The organism is Microbacterium sp. sgz311019 (assembly GCF_056135325.1).
On record NZ_JBWAXO010000006.1, the window covers coordinates 212623 to 235683 of the forward strand.

Annotated in this window: 12 protein-coding genes; 11 read left to right on the plus strand and 1 reads right to left on the minus strand. The window is 72.6% G+C overall.

From position 1 onward, the window contains the following. Nucleotide 1: 1 nt before the first annotated feature. Nucleotides 2-1279 (minus strand): ABC transporter substrate-binding protein, encoded by a 1278-nt coding sequence (locus AC0NZN_RS11600; RefSeq protein ID WP_474592457.1) that lies wholly within the window; start codon nt 1277-1279, stop codon nt 2-4. A 190-nt stretch (nt 1280-1469) separates the two neighbouring features. Here AC0NZN_RS11600 and AC0NZN_RS11605 point away from each other — a divergent pair, with 190 nt between their 5' ends. The 11 genes from AC0NZN_RS11605 to AC0NZN_RS11655 all read left to right on the plus strand — a co-directional run bounded on the left by AC0NZN_RS11605 (nt 1470) and on the right by AC0NZN_RS11655 (nt 23044). Beyond that, a complete protein-coding gene (locus tag AC0NZN_RS11605) occupies nt 1470-2039 on the plus strand; it encodes a DNA-3-methyladenine glycosylase I (protein ID WP_474592565.1) in 570 nt (189 codons plus the stop codon). A 178-nt stretch (nt 2040-2217) separates the two neighbouring features. Next, entirely contained in the window at nt 2218-8280 is a 6063-nt protein-coding gene (locus AC0NZN_RS11610; protein WP_474592458.1) for an Ig-like domain-containing protein, read from the plus strand. 28 nt (nt 8281-8308) lie between these two features. Continuing rightward, nucleotides 8309-9280, plus strand: coding sequence for an AAA family ATPase (locus tag AC0NZN_RS11615; RefSeq protein WP_474592459.1), 972 nt, complete (start codon nt 8309-8311; stop codon nt 9278-9280). Next, nucleotides 9280-10542, plus strand: a complete 1263-nt coding sequence (locus tag AC0NZN_RS11620; RefSeq protein ID WP_474592460.1) for a DUF58 domain-containing protein — start codon at nt 9280-9282, stop codon at nt 10540-10542. Before AC0NZN_RS11615 ends, AC0NZN_RS11620 begins: the two co-directional genes overlap by 1 nt. Beyond that, nucleotides 10539-12890, plus strand: a complete 2352-nt coding sequence (locus AC0NZN_RS11625) for a transglutaminase-like domain-containing protein (RefSeq protein WP_474592461.1) — start codon at nt 10539-10541, stop codon at nt 12888-12890. Before AC0NZN_RS11620 ends, AC0NZN_RS11625 begins: the two co-directional genes overlap by 4 nt. After that, entirely contained in the window at nt 12887-14200 is a 1314-nt protein-coding gene (locus tag AC0NZN_RS11630) for an RDD family protein (protein ID WP_474592462.1), read from the plus strand. Before AC0NZN_RS11625 ends, AC0NZN_RS11630 begins: the two co-directional genes overlap by 4 nt. After that, nucleotides 14197-15024 (plus strand): PP2C family protein-serine/threonine phosphatase, encoded by an 828-nt coding sequence (locus tag AC0NZN_RS11635; RefSeq protein WP_474592463.1) that lies wholly within the window; start codon nt 14197-14199, stop codon nt 15022-15024. The genes AC0NZN_RS11630 and AC0NZN_RS11635 overlap by 4 nt, the downstream gene beginning before the upstream one ends. After that, nucleotides 15021-16196 (plus strand): FHA domain-containing protein, encoded by a 1176-nt coding sequence (locus AC0NZN_RS11640; protein ID WP_474592464.1) that lies wholly within the window; start codon nt 15021-15023, stop codon nt 16194-16196. Before AC0NZN_RS11635 ends, AC0NZN_RS11640 begins: the two co-directional genes overlap by 4 nt. Continuing rightward, nucleotides 16193-17815: a serine/threonine-protein kinase gene (locus AC0NZN_RS11645; protein ID WP_474592465.1), complete on the plus strand. Its 1623-nt coding sequence runs from the start codon at nt 16193-16195 to the stop codon at nt 17813-17815. The genes AC0NZN_RS11640 and AC0NZN_RS11645 overlap by 4 nt, the downstream gene beginning before the upstream one ends. Continuing rightward, nucleotides 17803-18528, plus strand: coding sequence for a hypothetical protein (locus AC0NZN_RS11650; RefSeq protein WP_474592466.1), 726 nt, complete (start codon nt 17803-17805; stop codon nt 18526-18528). The genes AC0NZN_RS11645 and AC0NZN_RS11650 overlap by 13 nt, the downstream gene beginning before the upstream one ends. A gap of 37 nt (nt 18529-18565) precedes the next feature. Continuing rightward, entirely contained in the window at nt 18566-23044 is a 4479-nt protein-coding gene (locus AC0NZN_RS11655) for an FtsK/SpoIIIE domain-containing protein (protein ID WP_474592467.1), read from the plus strand. Nucleotides 23045-23061 lie beyond the last annotated feature (17 nt).

The window sequence follows — 23061 nt, forward strand, 5'->3', positions numbered from 1 at the left end:
GTCACTTCTTCTGCTCGGCGTCGAGTGCGGCCTGCATCTTGTCGGCGAGCTGCTTCATGCCCGTCGCGGGCGCGAGCGTGCCCGCCCACACCTGGGAGAGGATGTCGGTCTCGTCCTGCGTCCAGGCCGAGGTGTTCTTCGAGACCGGGTAGGGGACGGCATCCTTCACTGCGTCGATGTAGTAGTGCAGGTCGTACTTCGGCATGGACGTCACCCACGCGTCCTGGGTGCCGTTGTAGGCGGGGATGACGGTGCCGGTGTCGGCCTGGATCTGCGACGCCTGCTTGCCGCTCGCGAAGGCCGCGAACTCCTTCGCCTCGGTCGCATGCGGGCTCTTGGCGTTCGCGACGTTGGCCAGACCGTGGATCACGCTCTGGTTGCCGGCGGGACCTGCGGGCAGCGGCGCGACGTTCACCTTGTCGGCGATGTCGGCGTTCTGCGCGTAGCCGATCGCCGCCCAGGAGCCGGTCTGCAGCATGGCGACCTTGCCGGAGAGGAACATGTCCTCGGGTGCGGTGTCGGTCATCTGCTGGGCGGTGGGGGAGCTGCCGGTCTTGATGAGGTCGATCCAGTACTCGATGCCCTTCAGCGCCTCGGGTGAGCCGTAGCCCGTCTTCTTGTGGTCGGGGCTGATGACGTAGCCGCCGGCCTGAGGGATCGAGTCGTAGTAGTTCTCCTGGCTGTACTGCGAGGCGGCGACGCCGTACACGCCCTTCGCCTTGTCGGTCAGCTTCGCGGCGGTGTCGGCCATGTCCTGCCAGGTCCAGCCGGCCTTCGGGTAGGCGAGCCCGGCGGCGTCGAACAGCGCCTTGTTGTACCAGACCGCGATGGTGTCGAAGTCCTTGGGAGCGCCGTACAGCTTGCCGTCGTAGGTGTAGAGATCGACGAGGCTCTTCGGGTAGTCCGCGGTGGGGATCTTCTGGTCATCGAGCGGGGCGAGGACGCCGTTGGATGCGTAGAGCTGGATGTGGGGGCCGTTCATCCAGAACACGTCGGGGCCGGAGCCGCCCGAGACGGCGGTCTGCAGCTTCGTCCAGTACTCCTTGTTCGGCGTGAGCTGGATCTTGACCGTCACGTTCGGGTGCTCCTTGTGGAACGCGTCGGCGATCTTCTGCATCGCCGGCTGCTGGTTCTGATCCCAGATGGCGTAGGAGAGCGTGACGTTCTCGGACGAGCTTCCGCCGGCGCTGCCGCCCGCACAGGCGGTGAGGGCGAGAGCGGCGGCGGCCGCGGTGGAGGCGGCGGCGAGGGCGCGGCCGCGGGGGGACAGGTGGCGCATGGGTATCAGGTACTCCTTCGGACGAGATAGGGGGTCGCACACGGCGTGAACGATGTTAATCGTTTAGCGTCGACAGTACATCGATCATTTCGTGCACGCAAGGTGCTCATTGCAATCACTTTCAATCATTTCTCTTGACCGTGGAGGAACGTCCGAGGCGCCGGATAGCGTGGTGCCCGTGACCGAACCCGTGCGCGACCTCGTCACCGGACCCGACGGGCGCGCCCGCTGCGCGTGGGTCGGCAGCGACCCGGAATACCTCCGCTATCACGACGAGGAGTGGGGCCGCCCGCTGCACGGCGATCGGCCGCTCTACGAGAAGCTGACCCTCGAGGGGTTCCAGGCCGGCCTCAGCTGGATCACGATCCTGCGCAAGCGTCCGGCCTTCCGGGCGGCCTTCGCCGGCTTCGAGCCCGAGGTCGTCGCCGCGTTCGACGAGGGCGACATCGAGCGGCTGATGGGGGATGCCGGCATCGTCCGCAATCGCGCCAAGATCGAGGCCGCCATCTCCAACGCGAGGATCGTCTCGGCCATGGCCGAGGGTGAGCTCGATGCCCTGCTCTGGTCGTTCGCGCCGTCGCCGAGCGCGCGGCGCCCGGCATCGTTCGCCGATCTCCCGGCGACCACCCCCGCGTCGGAGGCCGCGAGCAAGGCTCTCCGCAAGCTGGGCTTCCGCTTCGTCGGGCCGACGACGCTCTACGCGCTCATGCAGTCCGCGGGCATGGTCGACGACCACATCGAGGGATGCTGGCGCGCCTGAGGGGCGCCGCATCCCTGCTGGCCCCCGCCGGGTCCATGGGGAAACAGACCCATCGGCGGGATTCGCCGTGGGGAAACCTCCAGGCTATGGTGTAAAAGCCCTCCGCGCCCGCCGGTATCGATCGGTCGCTGGTGTGGAGCGCCGATCCGATGCTCCCCAGCGCACCCGGAGGTCCCTCATGAAGCTGCTCGCCCGGCTTCGGTCGCGCCCTCGCGCGCTGGCCTCCGGCGGCATCGTGACGGTGGCCGCGGTCGCGCTGACGGCGATGGCCTTCCTCTATCAGGGGATGCCGACCACCAAGGTCGACCTCAACGATGGCGGCGTCTGGGTGACCAAGGGCAGCGCCCTCCTCGTGGGGCACTACAACGACGAGTCGAAGCTGCTCGACGGCGCCGTACGCGGCGCCTCACGCGATCTCGACGTCCTGCAGTCGGGCAGCACGGTCGTCGTGGTCGATCCCACCGCGTCCACGGCGACGGCCGTCGATCCGGCCATGGTCGCGCTCGGCTCGAGCGGGCATCTGCCCTCGGGTGCGAAGGTCGCCCTCGGGGGCTCGGCGGTGGCGGTGCTCAGCACCAAGGGGCAGCTGTGGGTGGTGCCCGCATCCGCCATCTCGTCGTTCACGACGGGAAAGACCAAGCCGATCGCCGCACTCGGGGCCGGAGCGGCCGCCGCGGTCGGCCGCGACGGCATCGTCCACGCGGTCTCGGCGAAGAACCGCGAGCTCGTCGACATCCCCACCGACCAGCAGGGCAACCCCGCCGCGCCGCAGCGGCATGCACTCGGCGAGCTGAATGAGCGATCCCAGCCCTCGATCACGGCCGTCGGATCGACGGCGGTCGTGCTGGATGCGGCGAGCGGGAAGATCCTCACCGCCGATGGTGTGAAGGCGACGATCGCGCATGCCGACAGCGCCGCCCTGCAGCAGCCGTCCGACGGGGTGGATGTCGTCGCCGTCTCGACCACGACGGACCTGCTGCGCGTGCCTCTCGACGGCTCTGCGGTGCGGAAGACCTCCGCGCGCGGCTCGGGCGACCCCGCATCGCCCGTGCAGGTCGCCGGCTGCACCTACGCGGCCTGGTCGGGCTCGTCTCGGTACGTGCGCGACTGCCCCGGCGCCGGCGACGACGTGGCGAAGGCCATCCCGGGTGCGACCGGCTCGTCCAAGCTGCGGTTCCGCGTCAACCGCGATGTCGTCGTGCTCAACGACGTGTTCGGCGGCTCGGCGTGGGCGGCCAGCGACAAGCTGCAGAAGGTCGACAACTGGCAGGACGTCACACCCCCCGAGGGCAAGGAGCAGAAGCAGGACGAGCAGACGACCGACGAGCAGGTGCAGACGTCGCTGCCGCAGCGCAGCGACAAGAACTCGCCTCCCGTCGCCAACCCCGACGACTTCGGCGTGCGCCCAGGGCGCACGACGATCCTGCCGGTGCTCGAGAACGACACCGATCCCGACGGCGACGTGCTCACGGCATCCGCGCCGCTGACGACGCGGGTCGGCGATCTCCAGCCCATCGACGACGGCGGCGCCCTGCAGCTGCAGGTGCCCGACGACGCGACGGGCGGAGACTCGTTCGGCTACACCGCGGATGACGGGCGCGGCGGCTCCGCACGGGCTCAGGTGACCCTCGCCGTGCACGGCTGGGACGTCAACGGCGCTCCCGAGCAGAAGCGATCGACGACCCTCACGATGGAGGCCGGCGGCACCCTGACGTACAACGTGCTGCCGGACTGGCGCGACCCCGACGGCGACGAGATGACGCTCGTCGCGGCCGAGCCGGCTGTCGGCGACGAGGTCGAGGTCGCGGCCGACGGGACGCTCACGTACCGGGCGATCAGCGGCGCACTCGGGCGCCGCGATGTCGCCGTCAAGGTCTCCGACGGCGCGAAGACGGGCCAGGGCGTGCTCCACATCGACGTGCGCCCGGCGGGCTCGGTCGTGCCGATCACCAATGCCGACCACATCGTCGTGCGCGTCGGCGACACCGCCTCGGTCGCGCCCCTGGCCAACGACTACTCCGCGGGCAGCGAGCCGCTGCGCCTGACCCGCGTCGACAACGTCGCGGGGCTCAGCCTCAGCCCCGACTACTCCGCCGGGACCTTCACGGTGCGTGCCGACGCGATCGGCACGTACTACGTGCAGTACCTCGTCGCGGCCGGTGCCCCGACCGCCGCCGGCATCGTGCGCGTCGACGTCATCGACGACAAGGGCAGCGACCTGCCGCCGGTCGCGGTCCGCGACGTCGCCCTGGTGCAGGCCGGCGGCGACGTGCTCGTGAACGTGCTGGCCAACGACTCCGATCCCTCCGGCGGCATCCTCGTCGTGCAGTCCGTCAAGGTGCCGGCGGCCGCAGGCGTCACCGCAGCGGTGCTCGACCACGACACCGTCCGCATCGGCAACCAGGGGGCCCTCAGCGGGCAGGTGATCGTGGAGTACACGATCTCCAACGGCCGCAAGTCCGCCACGGGGACGATCGTCGTCATCCCGATCCCGGCGCCCGACACGCTGCGCCCGCCGGTCGCCGAGGACGACACCGCGGTCGTGCGCGCGGGCGACGTCGTCACCATCCCCGTGCTCGCCAATGACCACGATCCCAACGGCGGCACGCTGCACGTCGTCCCGCAGCTGGTCGCACCGCTGCCCGACCCGAAGTCGGGTGAGATCTTCGTCGCCCAGGACACCGTGCGGTTCCGCGCCTCGGACACCCCCGGCACCGTCCACGCGACGTACGAGGTCGTCAACGACAGCGGACAGAAGGATGCGGGCTACATCACGATCCAGGTCGTGCCGCGCAACGCCGACACGAACGCGGCACCCTTGCCGAAGGCGCTCGTCGCCCGCACCCTCGCCGGCGCCACCGTGCACATCGCCGTGCCGCTCGACGGCATCGACCCGGACGGCGACTCGGTGTCGCTCGTCGGCATCGCCTCGGCTCCGCAGAAGGGCCGCGTGATGAGCGTCGGTCCCGACGAGATCGTCTATGAGGCGCTCGCCGGCAGCTCGGGTGACGACTCGTTCACCTACCGGGTGCGCGATCGCCTGGGCGCGGAGGCGACGGCGACCGTGCGCGTCGGCATCGCGCCGGCACCCGGCGTCAACCAGGCGCCGTACGCGGTCAAGGACGCGATCACCGTCAGGCCCGGTCGCGAGGTCGCCGTTCCCGTGCTCGCCAACGACTCCGACCCGGACGGCGACCAGATCGGGCTCGTGACCGGCGGGCTCGTTCTTCCCGCGGGCCTCACGGCGAAGGTGCAGGGCGATCGCGTCGTCGTCACCGCGCCGGACAAGGTCGGCTCCACGTCTCTGCAGTACACGATCCGCGACGCCCGCGGCGCCGAGGCGATCGGCGTCGTGCAGGTCACCGTCAAGGGCGACGTGCCGCTGCTCGCCCCCATCGCCCGCGACGACGGCGTCGACGCATCCGTCGTCCACAGCGGCGTCGCCGACGTCGACGTCCTGAAGAACGACGAGGACCCGGACGGCACGACCACGGCGCTGAAGATCTCACTCGACGGGTCGTCGGCGCGTGTGGTCTCCGGTGGCACGGTGCGCGTCACGCTGACCGATGCCGACCAGCTGGTGATGTACACGCTCACCGACCCCGACGGGCTGACCGCATCGGCCTTCATCCGCGTGCCGGCGAAGGGATCGCTGCCGCCGACGCTGCGCTCGACCACGCCCCTCGAGGTGAAGAGCGGCCAGACCGTCGAGGTGCCGCTCGCCGACTACGTCCGCGCCGCCGACGGCGGACGGGTCGTCGTCACGGAGGCCGCCAAGGTCTCGACCGTGCACGGCAACGGCGACGGCCTCGTGAAGGACCAGACGACGCTCGTCTACACGTCCGCCACCGGCTACTTCGGACCCGACGCGCTGACCTTCGAGGTCACCGACGGCACCGGCCCCGACGACCCGAAGGGCCACAAGGCGACCCTCACGATCCCGATCACGGTGCTGCCGCCCGACGACCAGCCGCCGACCTTCGTGAACGGGCAGCTCAGCGTCGCGCCGGGAGAGGATGCTGCGACCCTCGATCTGCGCGGGCTCACGAGCGACCCCGACAAGGGCGACCTCGCCAGGATGGCCTACCAGCTCGTCGGCGGTGCGCCGGGCGGATTGAACGCCTCGATCGACGGCTCCACCCTCACGGTCAGCGCGCCGGCCGATGCGAAGAAGGGCACGGGCGCGACGCTGCACATCCGTCTGACCGACGGCCGCACCGGCCCGGTGGACGGCGAGGTAGCCGTGAGCATCACGGCATCCACCCGTCCGCTCGCCACCGCGAACGACGATGTGGTCACGGAGGCCCACCAGGGCACGACCGTGAGCGTCCCCGTGCTCGAGAACGACTTCAACCCGTTCCCGGACAAGCCGCTCGGGCTCGTCTCCGCGGCCACCGTGACCGGCGATGGACGGGCGACCGTCAGCGGGTCGAAGGTCGACGTCGCCATCGCGAAGGACTACGTCGGCACGCTCGTCGTGCGCTATCGCGTGCAGGATGCCACGGCCGACGTCGACCGTGAGGTCGAGGGGCGCATCGTCCTGACCGTGCAGGGGCGGCCGGGTCAGCCGGGCAAGCCGACGGTGACGAGCGTGCAGGACCGCACGGTGGTGCTCAACTGGACGCCCCCCGTCGACAACGGGGCAGAGATCACCGGCTATACCGTCCGGTCCCTGGCCGGTGGGTACTCGAAGGCGTGTGCGTCCACCACCTGCACGCTGGACGGGCTCACCAACAACGTCGAGTACAACTTCACGGTCACCGCGACGAACCGCGTCGGGACATCGGATGCGTCGCTGCCGAGCGAGACCGCACGCCCCGACGCACGGCCGGACACGCCCGACGCGCCGACGCTGGCGTTCGGCGACAAGAGCCTCGCCGTCTCGTGGAAGACGCCGACCACCCCCGGCTCGCCCGTCGAGTCGTACAACCTCGAGATCTCGCCGGCGCCGCCCTCGGGCGCCGTGCAGCGCACCGGCGTCACGGGCAACACCCTCACCTGGACGGGCCTCGAGAACGGCACCGACTACCGGGTGCGCGTGCAGGCCGTGAACAAGGCGCCCGAACCCTCGTCGTGGAGTGCGTGGTCGCTCGGCGAGACGCCGGCCGCCGCCCCCGCCGTTCCCGCGGCGCCGACGACGAACCGCCTCGAGCCTGTGCCCCCGCAGGCGCAGATCGAGGTCGTGTGGGCGGCCCCGGCGAGCAACGGCGACGCGATCGCGGGCTACGAGGTGCAGGTGCTCCAGGGCGGCGCGGTGCAGCGGACCATTCCCGTGTCGGCCTCGCAGACCCGTCAGGCGATCCCGCTGCCGACCTCGACGACCGACTACACCTTCAAGGTGCGCGCGCAGAACAAGGCGGGCTGGAGCGCGTGGAGCGCGGCATCCGCCCCCAAACGCGCCTTCATCGCACCGGGCCAGCCGACGAACGTCACCGCCTCCACGCCGAAGGGCGACAGCGCGATCGTCGTGGCGTACAGCCCCGCGCCCGGCAACGGCGCGACGGCGAGCGAGGTGAACTACGAGTACTCGCTCAACGGCGGCGCGTGGAAGGCCCTCGCGGGCACGACCATCGGCGGATTGAACAACGGCACGACCTACACGGTGCGCCTGCGGGCGTACACGTCGATGGACGGCGTGCGCTACACGGGTGACCCCTCCGCGTCCTCGAACGGCGCGGTCCCGTACGGCCCGGTGAACACGCCGGGCGCCAACGCGACGGCGAGCGGACAGGACATCAAGTACAGCTGGTCCGCGCCGGCCGCCAACGGCCGCGCCATCTCGAAAGTCGAGTACAGCATCGACGGCGGCGCGTGGACCACGGCCTCGCCGATGACCGGCAGCACGATCCGCAACAACGTCGGCTACAGCCACACCGGCACCATCCGCGTTCGGGCGTACGACGCCGCCGGCCAGGTGTCCGCGGTGGCCAGCGACAGCGCCACGACCGCGGCGAAGCCCCAGGCGACCGCCGACTCGGGCCACACCGGCAACGCCCAGGGCCAGCCGGGCTGCTCGTCCTCCGGCTGCGCCTACGGCACGGTCACCGTGCACAACTTCCCGGCGGGCAACTACACCCTGTCGTGCAACGGCACCGGCCCCTTCGGCGGCCGGTGGGGCGAGCGCACCTACTACGTCCCGTCGGACGGCACCGTCCAGCTCGGCTGCTACTTCGGCGGCGCGGGCTATGACTTCTGGATCAACATCGCCGGGTGGGGGGACGCCACGCACACGACGTGGTGACCACCCGTACACACGAATAGAGGACGACATGACGATGACCCCCGAACAGGCCGCCTGGTTCCAGGGCACCTTCGCGCGCCTCGTCGACAACGTCGACCAGGCGCTGATGGGCAAGCGCGAGGTCATCGGCCTGGTGCTGGCGGCCATGCTCGCCGAGGGGCACGTCCTCCTCGAGGACGCTCCGGGAACCGGCAAGACGAGCCTGGCCAAGGCTCTTGCGGCGACGGTGCAGGGCACGAACTCCCGCATCCAGTTCACGCCCGACCTGCTGCCCTCGGATGTGACCGGTGTCACGATCTACGACCAGCACAGCCACCGCTTCGAGTTCCATCGCGGACCCGTGTTCGCCTCGATCCTGCTCGCGGACGAGATCAACCGCGCCTCGCCGAAGACGCAGTCGGCCCTCCTCGAAGTCATGGAGGAGTCTCGCGTGACCGTCGACGGGCAGCCGCACGAGGTCGGCCGCCCGTTCCTCGTGATCGCCACGCAGAACCCCATCGAGCAGGCCGGCACGTACAAGCTGCCCGAGGCGCAGCTCGACCGCTTCCTCGTGCGGACCTCCATCGGCTACCCGTCGCTGGAGGTCGCCGAGCGCATCCTCGCCGGCGCCGCCGATCGCAACCCCTCGGCGCACCTGCCCGCGATCATCACCACGAGCGCGATCGCCGACATGGCCGACCTTGCCGCCACCGTTCACGTCGACACGGCCGTGCTCCGCTACGCCGCGCAGCTCTCGCAGGCGACACGCGACGATGCGGCGACGCGCCTCGGCGTCTCGGTGCGCGGCTCGCTCGCGATGATCCGCATCGCGAAGGTGCTCGCCGCCGCCGCCGGGCGTCACTACGTCCTGCCCGACGACATCAAGGCCCTGGCCCCGTACGTCTGGACGCATCGGATCGTGCTCGAGCCCGAGGCCGAGTTCGGCGGCACGACCGCCGAGGCCGTCATCGCCCGCGTGCTCGAGCAGGTGGCGGCCCCGCAGGCGCGATCGGCGGCGTGATGGCGACGGAGGCACTCGGGGCGCGCCGGGCGGCGAGACGGCGGGATGCTGCCGCTCCTGCGCGCGCAGCCGCGGCCTTCGCCGTCCCGGCCCCCGCAGCCGTCGGGCGCATCCTGCGCGTCGTGCGTCCCATCGGCTGGATCCTGATCGGCGCCGCCGTGGTCCTGTGGGCGGCCGGCTCGGCGCTCGGCTGGCAGGAGCTCACGATCGCGGCCGTCGTCGTCACGACGACGCTCGCCCTCGGCGCGCTCTTCCTCATCGGCCGGTCGACCTATGCTGTGACGCTCGACCTCGGCCGCACGCGCGTGGTCGTCGGCGAGCGCGCGGTGGGCGCCCTGACCCTCGCCAACGACGGGTCGCGGGCGATCCTGCCCGCGACAGTCGTCCTGCCCGTCGGATCCGGCCGCGGGGAGTTCGCGGTCAAGCGACTGTCGGCCGGGGAGTCGGTGGAGGAGCTCTTCGCGATCCCGACCCAGCGCAGGGGCGTGCTGCCCGTGGGCCCGGTGAGCGTCGTCCGCGGCGACGCGCTCGGGCTCTTCGAGCGCATCCAGCATCGGGGCACCGCCGTCGACCTGTACGTCCACCCGCGCACGGTGCTGTTCGCAGGTCAGTCGCTCGGCTTCGTCCGCGACCTCGAGGGGATGGCGGCCACCGACCTCTCGCGCGACGACGTCTCGTTCCATGCCCTCCGCGAGTACGTGCCGGGCGACGACCTGCGGCACGTGCATTGGCGCTCGACCGCCCGCACGGGCCAGCTCATGATGCGCCAGTACGAGGAGACGCGGCGCTCGCACTTCGCGATCGGCCTCAGCCGGAGCCCCGCCGACTACCGCGAGCCGGACGAGTTCGAGCTGGCGATCTCCGCGGCCGGATCCCTGGGACTGCGGGCTCTGCTCGACTCGCGCCGCGTGGATGTCCACGTCCAGGGGGCGACGATCCCGGCGCAGTCCGGCAAGCAGTTCCTCGACGGGCTCTCCGCCCTGCAGCCCTCCCGTCCGCGGCAGGGGTCGATCGACGACCTCGCGACGTCGGTGGTGGCATCCGTCCCGCTGGCGGCCATCGTCGTCCTCGTCACCGGATCCGCGGTGGATGCGGCGCGCCTGCGCGCTGCGTGCGCCCGTGCTCCCCAGGGCGCCCGCGTGCTCGCGCTCGTCGCCGACCTCGGTGCCGAGCCCTCGCTGCGGCGCCTGGGCGACGCCGATGTCGTGACGGTGGGCGCGCTCGAGCAGCTGCCGCTCGCGCTCTCGAAGGTGCTCGCGTGAGCGCCGGCACGAGCCCCGAGACGCTTCCCGCGCGCCGGTGGGTGCTCGATCTCACGGCGTCGGCCCTGCTGCTCGCCGTCCCGATCGTGGGCTTCGCGCCGACGTTCGACGGCCCGTCGTATCTGATCGCGGCCGTCGGGGGAGCGGTGCTCGGCCTCACCGTCGCCGCCGTCGGTGCGCGCCTGCGCTGGAGCGTGCTGGTCGTCGCCGCGGTCGTCGTCGCCGCGTACTTCCTCTTCGGGGGGGCGCTCGCGCTGCCCGGCACGGCTCTCGGCGGAGTCGTCCCCACGCTCGACACGCTGCGCGGCCTCGGCGCGGGCGCGGTCGAGTCGTTCAAGCAGCTGATCACGACGCCGGCGCCCGTGTCGGCCTCCGACGGCTTCCTGATCGTCCCCTCCCTGCTGAGCCTCGTCGCCGCCGTGCTCGTGGGTTCACTGGGCCTGCGCCTGCGGACTCCCGCGTGGGCGCTCATCCCGGCCACGGCCTACCTCGTCGGTCAGATCGCCCTCGGCACCTCGCAGCCCGCCGCCCCGCTCGCGCAGGGCGTCGTGTTCGGCGCGGTGGCGATCGCCTGGCTCGCGATCCGCCGGGCCTGGGCGCCCGCCGCGGCCGCGGTCGCCGTCGACTCGGACGGCGCGCCGACCCGCGCGGGGTCCGGCCGCCGCATCGCGGCGGGGGCCGGCATCCTCGCCCTCGCCATCGGCTGCGGAGCGGCCGCCGGCGCCGTCGCGGCACCGCCGACCACCCGCTATGTGCTGCGCGACGTGGTGATCGCGCCGTTCGATGTGCACCACTACGCGAGCCCGCTGCAGTCCTACCGCGGCTATGTGCGCGACTACACGAAGACGCCGCTGTTCACGGTCTCGGGACTGCCCAAGGGCGCCCGCGTCCGCGTCGCCGCGATGGATGCCTACTCCGGCACGGTCTACGACGTCTCCGACTCGGGCGCCGGCACATCGAGCGCGTTCAGCCCGGCGCGCACCAGCATGTCGGCGGATGCGACGGGCACCGAGGCGACCGTCCGCGTCTCCATCGACGGATACAGCGGCGTGTGGGTTCCAGGCGTCGGCGCGGCGCGGAGCATCACGTTCGGCGGTCCGCGCGCCGACGCCCTGCGCCGCACGGCCTTCTACAACGAGTCCACCCAGACCGCGGTCGACACCACTCCCCTGCAGAAGGGCGACTCGTACGAGATCCATGCCGTGATCCCGGCGGAGCACTCCGACGCGAGCCTTGCGAAGACCCCGTTCGCGCCGATCAGGATGCCGGCGCAGCACGGCATCCCACAGGCGTTCGCCGAGCTGGCCAGCAAGGCTGTGGGCGATGCCTCGACGCCCATCGCCCAGGTGCGCGCGCTCCAGAAGCACTTCGCCGACGGCGGGTACTACAGCGACGGCCTCGAGGGTCAGCCGCGCTCGCTCGCAGGTCACGGCGCGGGCCGCCTCGCGGCCCTCGTCGGCGCGCAGCAGATGGTCGGCGACGACGAGCAGTACGCCGTCGCGATGGCGCTGTTCGCGCAGGAGCTCGGGATCCCGGCCCGGGTCGTGCTCGGCTTCCATCCCAAGGATGCGTCGGCGCCTGGCGTCTTCACCGCGAACAGCGACACCCTCCACGCGTGGGTCGAGGTCGCCTTCCAGGGCGTCGGCTGGGTGCCCTTCGACCCGACTCCCGCCAAAGACCGCGTGCCCACCGAGGAGACGACGACTCCCAAGACGCAGCCGAAACCCCAGGTGCTGCAGCCGCCGCCGCCCGCGCAGGAGCCGGCGGACCAGCCGCCGAGCATCCCGGACGACCGCGGCAAGGACGACCGCAACAGCACCCTTCCCGGCTGGGTCGGAGCGGCGCTGGCGATCGGCGGCGGCACGCTCGCGGTCATCGCGCTGCTGCTCGCGCCGTTCGTCGCCATGGGGCTCGTCAAGGGCGTCCGGCGCCGCAGGCGGCGCGAGGCTCCGCGGCCGAGCGATCGCATCAGCGGCGGATGGGACGAGCTCGTCGATCGCGCGCTCGACCTCGGCACGCCCCTCGCGTCGGGTGCGACGAGGGCGGAGGATGCGTCGGCCGTCGCCACCGCGTTCGACCAGCCCGCCGTCGCGACCCTCGCCCGCGCGGCCGATGCCCAGGTCTTCGGACCGGCCGAGCCGACGGCCGACGACGTCGCCCGATTCTGGACGGAGGTCGACGCGATCGTGGGCGGCATGACCGCCGACCGGTCCTTCTGGCGGCGGCTCGGGGCTCGGCTCAGCATCCGCTCGCTGCGCAGCGGGCGGACGCCCGCGGCATCCATCGTCCCCCGTTCGTCGTCAGCGCCCGATTCGCCCCCACGCACCGCCCCGAAGGATCGCCCATGACCGTCTCCACACCCGCCTCCGAGCGCGTGAAACCGCTCGCGCCGACGTCGGTGCCCGCATCGATCGGGGTGCGGGCGGCCGCCTACGCCGTCGATGCCGCGGTCGCCGGCGTCATCGTCCTTCTCGCGTGGGGCCTCGGCGCGGTGTTCATCATGCTCGGCGGGGCGTCGGCGAATGCCGTCACTCTCGCGTGGGGTGTGCTGCTGGCGTCCGTGTTCACGATCGTCGTCTCGATCGCGTGGGCGCTCGTCTACACCGTTATGCAGGCCGGACACGGATCGATCGGCCAGCGCCTCCTGCGGATCGTGATCGTGGATGCCGAGGCGGCGACCCCGATCGGATTCCGGCGCGCGCTGCTGCGCAACATCGTGTGGTGGGCGGCGTGCGCGATCGTCGTCGGGTACGTCACGCCGCTCTTCGACGGCAGCGCGCGCCGGCGCGGATGGCACGACCGTGCCGCGGGCGCCGCCGTGGTCGAGCGCACCCGGCCTGGGGCCGAGCCCGCCCCGGCGGCTGCCGCGGCAGTGTTCCCGCAGCCGGTCGCGACACCGAATCCGTTCCTCGTGGCGGACCCTTCGACGCGGACGGCGTCGGCGCACACGACGTTTCCGACCGTTCCGGCCGCGAGCGTCGCCGACCTGATGCACACCGACCCCCACTCCGGCGAAGAGCCCGTCGCCCTGCCGCCGGTCCCTGCGCCCGCGCCTCCGGTGGCCGTGGCACCGGTCATCCCCGTGCAGGACGTCGGAATCATCTCGCAGGTGCCGGGTGGCGCGGCGCGTGCCACCACCGCGGCGCCCGAGGTCCCTGAGTCGACGGCGCCCCCCGCCGAGGCAGCCCCGGCCCCGGCCGCCGAGGCAGCCCCGGCCCCGGCCGCTGCGGCAGCCCCGACCGCAGCCCCGGCTGACGCTCCGCCCCCCTCCGCGCCCGGCGAGGCGGAGGATCTGGATGCGACGCGGGCGACCGCATCCCTCCGCTCCGACGCGCCCGTGCGACTCGCGCTCGTGTGGGACGACGGCACCCGCACGGCGATCTACGGCCGCACGGTTTTCGGCCGCAACCCCATCGCCGAGCCCGGCACCACCGCGATCGCCGTGCGCGACGAGACACTCTCCCTGTCCAAGACGCACTTCGAGGCAGACACCGACGACACCGGGACCTGGATCGCGGATCGACACTCCACGAACGGAACCGTGCTGCAGCGCGCCGGCTCCTCGATCCCGCTCGATCCCGCGGAGCGCGTGCGCCTGCAGGCCGGCGACCGCGTCGAGATCGGCGACCGCTCCCTGACCGTCGAGGAGCTCGCATGACCGGGGCATCCCCGCTCACCGTCGTCGCAGGTGCGGCGACCCACGTCGGCCTGCGTCGCAAGATCAACGAGGACTCGCACCTCGCCGCAGCGCCGGTGTTCGTCGTCGCCGACGGGATGGGCGGCCATCGGGCGGGCGAGGTCGCCAGCGCCATCGTCGTCGAGGAGTTCGCGACGCTCGTCGGTCGTCCGAGCCTCGGCATCGACGACGTCCAGGCGGCGCTCGCCAGGGCCCGCGAGCGGGTCGACGCACTGTCGGAGTCGGAGGGTGCGGAGGGCGCGGGGACGACACTCGCCGGAGTCGTCGTCGCCGACATCGACGGCGAGGGCTACTGGCTCGCGATGAATCTGGGCGACTCGCGCACGTACCTGCTGAGCGACGGTGGGTTCGAGCAGGTCTCGGTAGACCACTCGGTCGTGCAGGAGCTGGTCGACCTGGGCCAGCTGGACGAGGATGCCGCGGCCCACGACTCCCGCCGCAATGTCATCACGCGCGCGATCGGCGCCGGAAGCGCGGGGGAGCCGGACTTCTGGCTGCTGCCCGCATCCCGTGGCGACCGCGTGCTGGTGTGCTCCGACGGGCTCTCGAGCGAGGTGGATGCCGCGGCGATCGAGGCCGTCCTCCGCGCCGAGGCGCGGCCGCAGGCCGCGGCCGAGCGTCTCGTCCACGCGGCGCTCGACAACGGCGGCCGCGACAACATCACCGCGATCGTCGTGGACGTCACCGCGACACGGGCGCGCCGCGCCGGCGGTCCCCGGAGCGTTCCCGTCGGGCTCGACGAGCACGCCGACGGCGACACCCGACCGCGAGAGGTGATGGCATGAGCGCGCAGTACGCTCCCGGCCGCGCGGCGGCGCTCGTCTCCGGGCACGCCGTGGTCGTGGTCGACCGTGAGCTCGACCCGGCCGCGGCGGCCGGGCTCTGGGAGGCGGTCGCCGCCTCGGCAGAGCTCGGCTCGATCCTGGGTGCGCTCGCCGATGCCTGCGGCGCATCCCTCACGAACCTCCCCGACTTCGCAGTCGCCGTCGCCGAGCCGGGCGGCATCCGTCTGGCGCTCCGCGGAGCCGTCGTCGTGCGATCGGACGGCGTGGAGGGGATCTCCGGAACCGGCGTGACGACGTGGGTCGAGCGCGTGCTGCCCGGAGCGCGCGGCGTCCGGATCGCGCTCGCCGACGCGACCGCCGACGCGATCCTCCCCCTGACGGCGGGTGTCGTGTTCGCCTCGCGCATCGCGTGGACCGCCGAGAGGGGGGCGGATGCCGCACCCGCACCGGAGCCCGTGGCCGCACCGGAGCCCGCGCCGTCACACCTGGCCGCGGCGACCGGCATCATCGACTCGTCCGCCGTGCTCTCCGCCGCCACGGGTCACACGGACCCCGCCGACACCCTGCTGCCGATCGACACCGGCCTCGCTCCACGGGACGCGGACGAACCGGCCCCGTCTGATACGACCGGCTACGACCACCTCTGGGGCGCGACGATCATGCGCTCGGTCGAGGAGGCGGCCGTGCGGCCGGAGGAAGAGCCCGACGAACCGCAGCCCGAGTCGACGCCGGACGCCCCCGGCGACCACGACGGCGCCACGATCTCGCTCGCGCAGGCCCGCGCGCTGCGCGGCGTGGACGAGGAGCCGCTCGCGCCGCCGCGTCCGCCCGCGCCGGCTCGCATCCGGCTGTCCACCGGTGCGGTGCTGTCGCTCGATCGCACGGTCGTGATCGGCCGGCGCCCGCGGTCCACTCGCGTCTCGGGCACCGATCTGCCACACCTCGTCGCCGTCGAGAGCCCGCAGCAGGACATCTCGCGCAGCCATCTCGAGCTGCGCGTCGAGGCGGGGGCCGTCGTCGCCACCGACCTGCACACGACGAACGGGTCGATGCTGCTGCGGCCGGGCAGCGACCCCGTTCGGCTGCATCCCGGGGAGTCGACCGTCGTCGTCATCGGCGATGCCATCGACCTCGGCGACGGGGTCACCGTGACGATCGAGGATCTGTCATGACGCCCGCATCCACCTCGCCGTCCGGCGCCAAGCGCGCGCCGATGGCGCCGCCGGACCTGCCGGGGTTCCGCCAGCTGGACGTCCTCGGCTCGGGCGGATTCGCCGACGTCTTCCTCTACGAGCAGGAGCTTCCGCGGCGCAACGTCGCGGTGAAGGTGCTGCTCCCCGACCGGATGTCCAGCTCGTCGGTGCAGGAGTTCACCGACGAGGCGAACGTCATGGCGATGCTGTCGACGCATCCCGCGATCGTCACGATCTACCAGGCCGGAGTCTCGCGCGACGGCCGCCCGTACCTCGTGATGGAGTACTGCCCGAAGCCGAACCTGCAGGCGCGGCACCGGCGCGAGGCGTTCTCGGTCGCCGAGGCGCTGCGGGTCGGCATCCCGGTGGCGGCCGCCGTGGAGACGGCCCATCGCGCGGGCGTCCTGCACCGCGACATCAAGCCGGCGAACATCCTCGTCACCGAGTACAACCGCCCCGCGCTGACGGACTTCGGCATCGCGTCGACGACCGGTGCCGCGGGGGAGTCGGCGGGCCTGTCGATCCCGTGGTCGCCGCCGGAGTCGTTCGCCGACACTCCGCGCAGCGACGTGCGCTCCGACGTGTACGCGCTCGGCGCCACGGTCTACTCGCTGCTGGCGGGGCGATCGCCGTTCGAGCTCCCCGGACAGCGGAACGCCGGCGTCGACCTCATCGAGCGCATCGAGTCGCTGCCCCTGCCGCCGATCGGCCGTGCCGACGTGCCTGCCTCCCTCCAGCACGTGCTGGAGCGGTCGATGGCGAAGAACCCCGCCGACCGCTACGAGAGCGCACTGGCGTTCGCGCGGGCGCTCCAGACGGTCCAGATCGAGCTGGCGCACTCCGTCACGCCGATCGACATCCTGGATGACGGGGCCCCGGAGGAGCTCGACGAGGACGAGGACGACGGGCGCACCCGCGTGCGCGGCGTCATGTCGATCAGTCCCGAGACGACTCCCGCGGCCGGACGCACCCGCCCGTCCGCCGTGACGGTGCCGTCGGTGCGCCCGCCGGCCGAGACCGTCGACCACACGGTCGTGCGCGCGGGGATGCCCGCGGCGGCGGATACCGTGCGCAGGGAGGCGCCGGCCGCCGACGTGACCGTCGCGCGCGCGCCGGTCGCCGTGCCGCCGGCATCCGTCGCCTTCGAGGAGCCGCAGCCGGCACCGGCCGCCCGCGCGCCCGTCGGCAGGCGCCGCAGACTCACGTGGGGACTCATCGCCGGGGCAGCGGCCGTGGTCGTCGCCGTCGTGGTGGTGGCGGCATCCCTCGCCACGGCCGGAGCCCCCTCCGCGCGCAAGAGCCCGTCGCCGACGGCCGTGCCCCAGGACCCGATCTCCGCCGTCGTCGCTCCGGTCGCCGACCTGAAGGGGGTCCCCGGAGCCGGGGCCGTCACGTTCACCTGGACCAACCCCGACCCGCACCCGGGGGACGCCTACCTCTGGAATGTGGACGTGCCGGGCCAGGATGCCGACACCCAGCGCACCGACAAGACCTCGGTGACGGTTCCCGCGGACTCCGGCGGCCGCACGTGCGTGCAGGTGGTCGCCGTCCGCGCCGACGGCACGTCCTCCACCGAGACGACGGGATGCGCCCCGTGAGCGCCGGCGGTCTCACCGTCGACTTCGCCGGGGAGCTGTTCGAGGTCTCACCGGAGCAGGCGTTCCTCGTCGGCCGCGAGGGCGACCTCGCGATCGACGACAACCCGTTCCTGCACCGGCACTTCCTGGCGATCGAGCGGGTCGACGGGCTGTGGCTGCTCTCGAACGTCGGCAGCCGGCTGGCGGCGACCGTGACGGATGCCGCCGGCCGCGTGCAGGCGTGGCTGGCGCCCGGCGCGCGCCTGCCGATCGTGTTCGCCGCGACGGCGGTCATCTTCAGCGCCGGAGCGACGACCTACGAGTTCACGATCCACGCGAGCGAGCCGGCGTTTCGCCCGGTCGCGGTGTTCGAGGACGGCGACGGGCAGTCCACCATCGGCGATGTGCCGCTGACCCTCAGCCAGCGGATGATGATCCTCGCGCTCGCCGAGCCGATCCTCCGCCGCGAAGGTGCCGGCATGAGCGAGCTGCCGACGTCGGCGAACGCCGCTGCACGGCTCGGCTGGACCATCACCCGCTTCAACCGCAAGCTCGACAACGTCTGCGACAAGCTCGACCGCATCGGCGTTCCGGGCCTGCGCGGCGGCGTCGGCTCCTACGCGACGAACCGACGTGTGCGGCTCGTCGAGTACGCGGTCGCCGCGCGGCTCGTGACCCGCGACGACCTCCCTCTCCTCGATCAGGCGCAGGCCGCCGACCCCGACGACGCGTGACTGGAGACCGATGCGCCTCAAGCTGACCCTCAACCGCGTGGCAGGTCCGCCGGCGGACATCGTCGTGACGACGGATGCCGCCGCCACGATGTCGGATGTCGCCGAGGCCATCGCCCGCCTCGACCCGACGGGCCCCGCGCCCACGGGGGAGCGCACCCTCACCCTCGCCGCGACCGCGCCCGGTCAGGGCGCTGCGGCGGTCCTCGCCCCCGAGGCGGCGGTGGGCGAGTCCCCGATCGCCTCCGGCGCCGCGGTCGCGCTCGTCGAGGCCGGGCGCGCCGCATCCATCGATCGTCCTCCGGTCGCCCGCGTCCGGGTGATCGCCGGTCCCGACGCCGGTGCCGAGTTCCCCCTCTCCGAGGGCACGACCGTGCTGGGGCGTGGGGGAGCGGTGCCCGGTGCGAGCGGCGGGGTCGACATCGAGCTGCATGACCCGATGGTCTCCAAGCGCCACCTGCGGTTCGAGGCGTCCGATGCCGTCGAGATCGTCGATCTCGGCTCGGCCAACGGCCTGATGGTCGACGGCGGGCTGGTGCCGCGCATCCGCGTCGACCGCCGCGAGACGCTGCTGGTCGGCGACACGACGCTCGTCATCGAGGTCTCGCCGACTCGCCCCGCCTCCGGAGGCGTGCCCGAGAAGGCCGGTCCCGTCCTCTTCAACCGCTCGCCGAAGGTCGAGGCCCGGTACGCCGGCGAGGAGTTCGCGGCGCCCGAGGTGCCCGCCGACAAGCCCGACCAGCCGTTCCCGCTGCTCGCGATGCTCGTGCCGGTGCTGCTGGGCGGTGCGATGTTCTTCTTCACGGGGAACCCGAGCTCTCTCCTGTTCGTGCTCCTGACCCCGGTCATGCTCGTCGGCAACTACCTCAGTGGCCGCACGCGCGAGAAGCGGCGGCTCAGAAGGGCGATCGCCGTCTTCGATGAGCGCCTCGAGAGCCTCACGACGCTGCTCGGCGAGGAGCGGGTGCGCGAGCACGCGCAGCGCAACGCCGAGTCCCCCTCGACCCTCGAGGCGTACGAGCAGGCGCTGGCCCGCGGTCCGCTGCTGTGGACGCGGCGTCCGGAGCACTGGTCGTTCCTCAACGTCCGGCTGGGCGTCGGAGCGATGCCGAGCCGCAACACGATCCAGACGGCCGCGCGCGGCGAGATCCTTCAGGAGTTCCAGGAGCGGCTCGATGCGGTCGTCGACGAGCACCGCACCATCCCCGACGTGCCGATCATCGACAACCTGCACGATGCCGGTGCCCTGGGCATCGCGGGCACCCCGGAGCAGGCCTCCGGCGCCGTGAACTCCGTGCTCGTGCAGCTGACGGCCCTGCATTCGCCGGCGGAGCTCGTGGTGGCGGCCCTGGTCGCGCCGTCGTGGTCAGCGCCCTTGGAGTGGCTGAAGTGGATGCCGCACACCTCCTCGGCGCAGAGCCCCATCGATGGGGGCCACCTCGCCGACGGCGCCGCGAGCGCGGGCGCGCTGCTGTCCGCGCTCGAGGGCCTCGTCGAGAGCCGGCTCACGCAGCGGGATGCCGCGGCGGCCCGCGGCGCGATCCTGACCGAGCAGGCGGCGCTGACCCGCGGCGCGACCGTGGGCACCGGCGGCGAGCCGCAACGCGCGCCGGTGCCGGCTGTCGTGGTGCTCGTGTCGGACGACGTCGCTGTCGATCGCGCCCGCCTCGTGCAGCTCGCGGAGCGAGCCGCCGATGCGGGCGTCTACCCGATCTGGATCTCGCGGGACGTGGCATCCCTCCCCGCCGCCTGCCGCACCTACGTCTCGTTCGACGAGCGGCCGGGCGTCGCCACGGTCGGCTTCGTCCGGCTCGGCGAGACGATCGAGGACGTCGTCACCGAGCACGTGCCTGGCGCACACGCACTCGACTTCGCGCGGCGCATGGCGGCGGTGGTGGATGCGGGCGCCCTCGCCGTGGACTCCAGCGACCTCCCGCGGACCGTGTCGCTCGTGACGCTCCTCGGCCATGAGCTCGCCGAGTCACCCGACGCCGTGGTGGACCGCTGGCGCCAGAACGCCTCGATCCTCGATCGCGTCGGCGTACACGATCACGGCGGCCTCGCTCCGGCGCCCCGCCGGGCCGGGCGCCTGCGCGCGATCGTCGGCTCGAGCGGCGCGGATCCCCTGCACATCGATCTGCGCGCCCAGGGTCCGCATGCCCTCGTCGGCGGCACGACCGGTGCGGGCAAGTCGGAGTTCCTGCAGGCGTGGGTGCTCGGCATGGCCGCCGAGTACAGCCCCGATCGCGTCACGTTCCTGTTCGTCGACTACAAGGGCGGCTCGGCCTTCGCCGACTGCGTCGACCTGCCGCACTGCGTCGGGCTCGTGACCGACCTCAGCCCGCACCTCGTGCGCCGGGCGCTCACGAGCCTGCGCGCCGAGCTGCACCACCGCGAGCACCTCCTCAACCGCAAGAAGGCGAAGGACCTCCTCGAGCTGGAGAAGCGCGGCGATCCGGAATGCCCGCCGGCCCTCGTGCTCGTCATCGACGAGTTCGCGGCCCTGGTGGGCGAGGTGCCGGAGTTCGTGGACGGCGTCGTCGACATCGCCCAGCGCGGCCGGTCGCTCGGCATCCACCTGATCATGGCGACCCAGCGCCCGGCCGGCGTGATCCGCGACAACCTCCGCGCCAACACCAATCTGCGGGTGGCGCTGCGCATGGCGGATGAGTCCGACTCGGACGACGTCGTCGGCGTGAAGGATGCGGCGCACTTCGACCCGGGGCTCCCCGGCCGCGGCATGGCGAAGACCGGTCCCGGTCGCCTCGCGCTCTTCCAGTCCGGCTACGCCGGGGGCTGGACGAGCCGCGAGCCCGAGCAGGCCGTCGTCGAGGTCGCCGAGCTGCGCTTCGGCGGCGAGGTGCGCTGGGAGGAGCCGAACCGGAACGAGGATGCGGCGCCCCGCGACCCCGGGCCCACCGACCAGCAGCGGCTCGTCGCATCCATGCGCGGCGCCCAGCAGATCGCGGCGATCCCCGCGCCCCGCCGTCCGTGGCTCGACGAGCTGGCCGCCGTCTACGACCTGTCGCTCCTGCGCCAGCGCACCGACGCGCAGCTGATGTTCGGCGTCGCCGACATGCCCGAGCGGCAGCAGCAGGTCTCGCTGTCGTTCGACCCCGACGCCGACGGCAACATCGCGATCTTCGGCACGGGCGGCTCCGGCAAGTCCGTGGCCCTGCGCACCCTCGCGTGCGCGGCCGCGATCACCCCGCGGGGTGGGCCGGTGCACGTCTACGCCCTCGACTTCGGGGCGGGCGGCCTGCGCATGCTCGAGCAGCTGCCGCACGTCGGCGCGGTCATCGGCGCCGACGACACCGAGCGCACCGTCCGTCTGCTGCGCATGCTCAAGGCTCAGCTCGAAGACCGTGCGGCACGATTCGCCGCCGCCAACGCGGCGAGCATCACGGAGTACCGCCGGCTTGCGGAACGCCCCGACGAGCCGCGCATCCTGCTCCTCATCGACGGCTTCCCGAGCTTCCGCGACGACTACGAGGCCGCCGCCGGGCGGTCGCAGTGGTACGACGTGTTCCGCGATGTGCTGACGGACGGGCGGCAGCTCGGCATCCACGTCGCCATCACGGCCGACCGTGCGGGCGCCGTGCCCTCCTCGGTCGCGTCGAGCATCCAGCGCCGGATCGTGCTGCGCCTCGCCGACGACGGCTACTCGCTGCTCGATGTGCCGGGCGACATCCTCTCTGCCACGTCGCCGCCCGGACGCGCCGTCGTCGACGGCTACGAGACCCAGCTCGCGGTGCTCGGAGGCACGCGCAGCGTGTCGGAGCAGGCCGCCCACACGGCGAAGTTCGCCGCCGCCATGCGGCGTGCGGGGGTCGCGGATGCTCCGCGCATCGGCGCGATGCCTGTCGAGTACGTGCAGTCCGAGCTGCCGTCATCGGCCGGCGGCCGCCCGGTCCTCGGCATCGGCGAGTCCGACCTCGGCGCACTCGCGTTCGACCCGAACGGGACGATGCTGCTGGCCGGGCCGCCGGCGAGCGGGCGCACGACGGCGATCGCCGCCGTGGCGGAGGCGCTCGGCCGGTTCGACCCCGCCGCCCGCCTGTACTTCATCGGCGGCGCCCGGTCTCCGCTCGTCCGCTCCCGCGCGTGGGCCGCGACCGCGACCACGCCGGAGGAGGCCGCAGCCCTCGCCCGGAACCTCGAGGCCGCCATCACCGACCCCGACACCGAGGGCAGGATCGGCGTGTTCGTCGAGGCGATCGGCGACTACTTGCAGTCGTCCGCGGACATGCCGCTCGTCGACCTCATCAAGGCGGTGCGCCGCAGCGACCACTTCCTGCTGGCCGAGGCGGAGACGAGCGCGTGGGGGTCGAGCTGGCCACTGCTCGCCGAGGTCAAGAACGGCCGCCGCGGGCTGCTCCTGCAGCCGGAGGCCCTCGAGGGTGACCTGCTGCTGAAGACCCCGCTGCCGCGCATGCAGCGCGCCGAGTTCCCCCCGGGTCGCGGCGTCTACATCGCCAAGGGCGGGCACGAACGGGCCCAGCTGCCGATGGTGGGGTGACCCATGGGGATGTCTCC

Bases quoted from the DNA above. Each gene is read 5' to 3' on its own strand.
- AC0NZN_RS11600 (WP_474592457.1), bottom strand. From the start codon at position 1,279: ATGCGCCACCTGTCCCCCCGCGGCCGCGCCCTCGCCGCCGCCTCCACC.
- AC0NZN_RS11610 (WP_474592458.1), top strand. From the start codon at position 2,218: ATGAAGCTGCTCGCCCGGCTTCGGTCGCGCCCTCGCGCGCTGGCCTCC.
- AC0NZN_RS11615 (WP_474592459.1), top strand. From the start codon at position 8,309: ATGACGATGACCCCCGAACAGGCCGCCTGGTTCCAGGGCACCTTCGCG.
- AC0NZN_RS11620 (WP_474592460.1), top strand. From the start codon at position 9,280: ATGGCGACGGAGGCACTCGGGGCGCGCCGGGCGGCGAGACGGCGGGAT.
- AC0NZN_RS11630 (WP_474592462.1), top strand. From the start codon at position 12,887: ATGACCGTCTCCACACCCGCCTCCGAGCGCGTGAAACCGCTCGCGCCG.
- AC0NZN_RS11635 (WP_474592463.1), top strand. From the start codon at position 14,197: ATGACCGGGGCATCCCCGCTCACCGTCGTCGCAGGTGCGGCGACCCAC.
- AC0NZN_RS11640 (WP_474592464.1), top strand. From the start codon at position 15,021: ATGAGCGCGCAGTACGCTCCCGGCCGCGCGGCGGCGCTCGTCTCCGGG.
- AC0NZN_RS11645 (WP_474592465.1), top strand. From the start codon at position 16,193: ATGACGCCCGCATCCACCTCGCCGTCCGGCGCCAAGCGCGCGCCGATG.
- AC0NZN_RS11650 (WP_474592466.1), top strand. From the start codon at position 17,803: ATGCGCCCCGTGAGCGCCGGCGGTCTCACCGTCGACTTCGCCGGGGAG.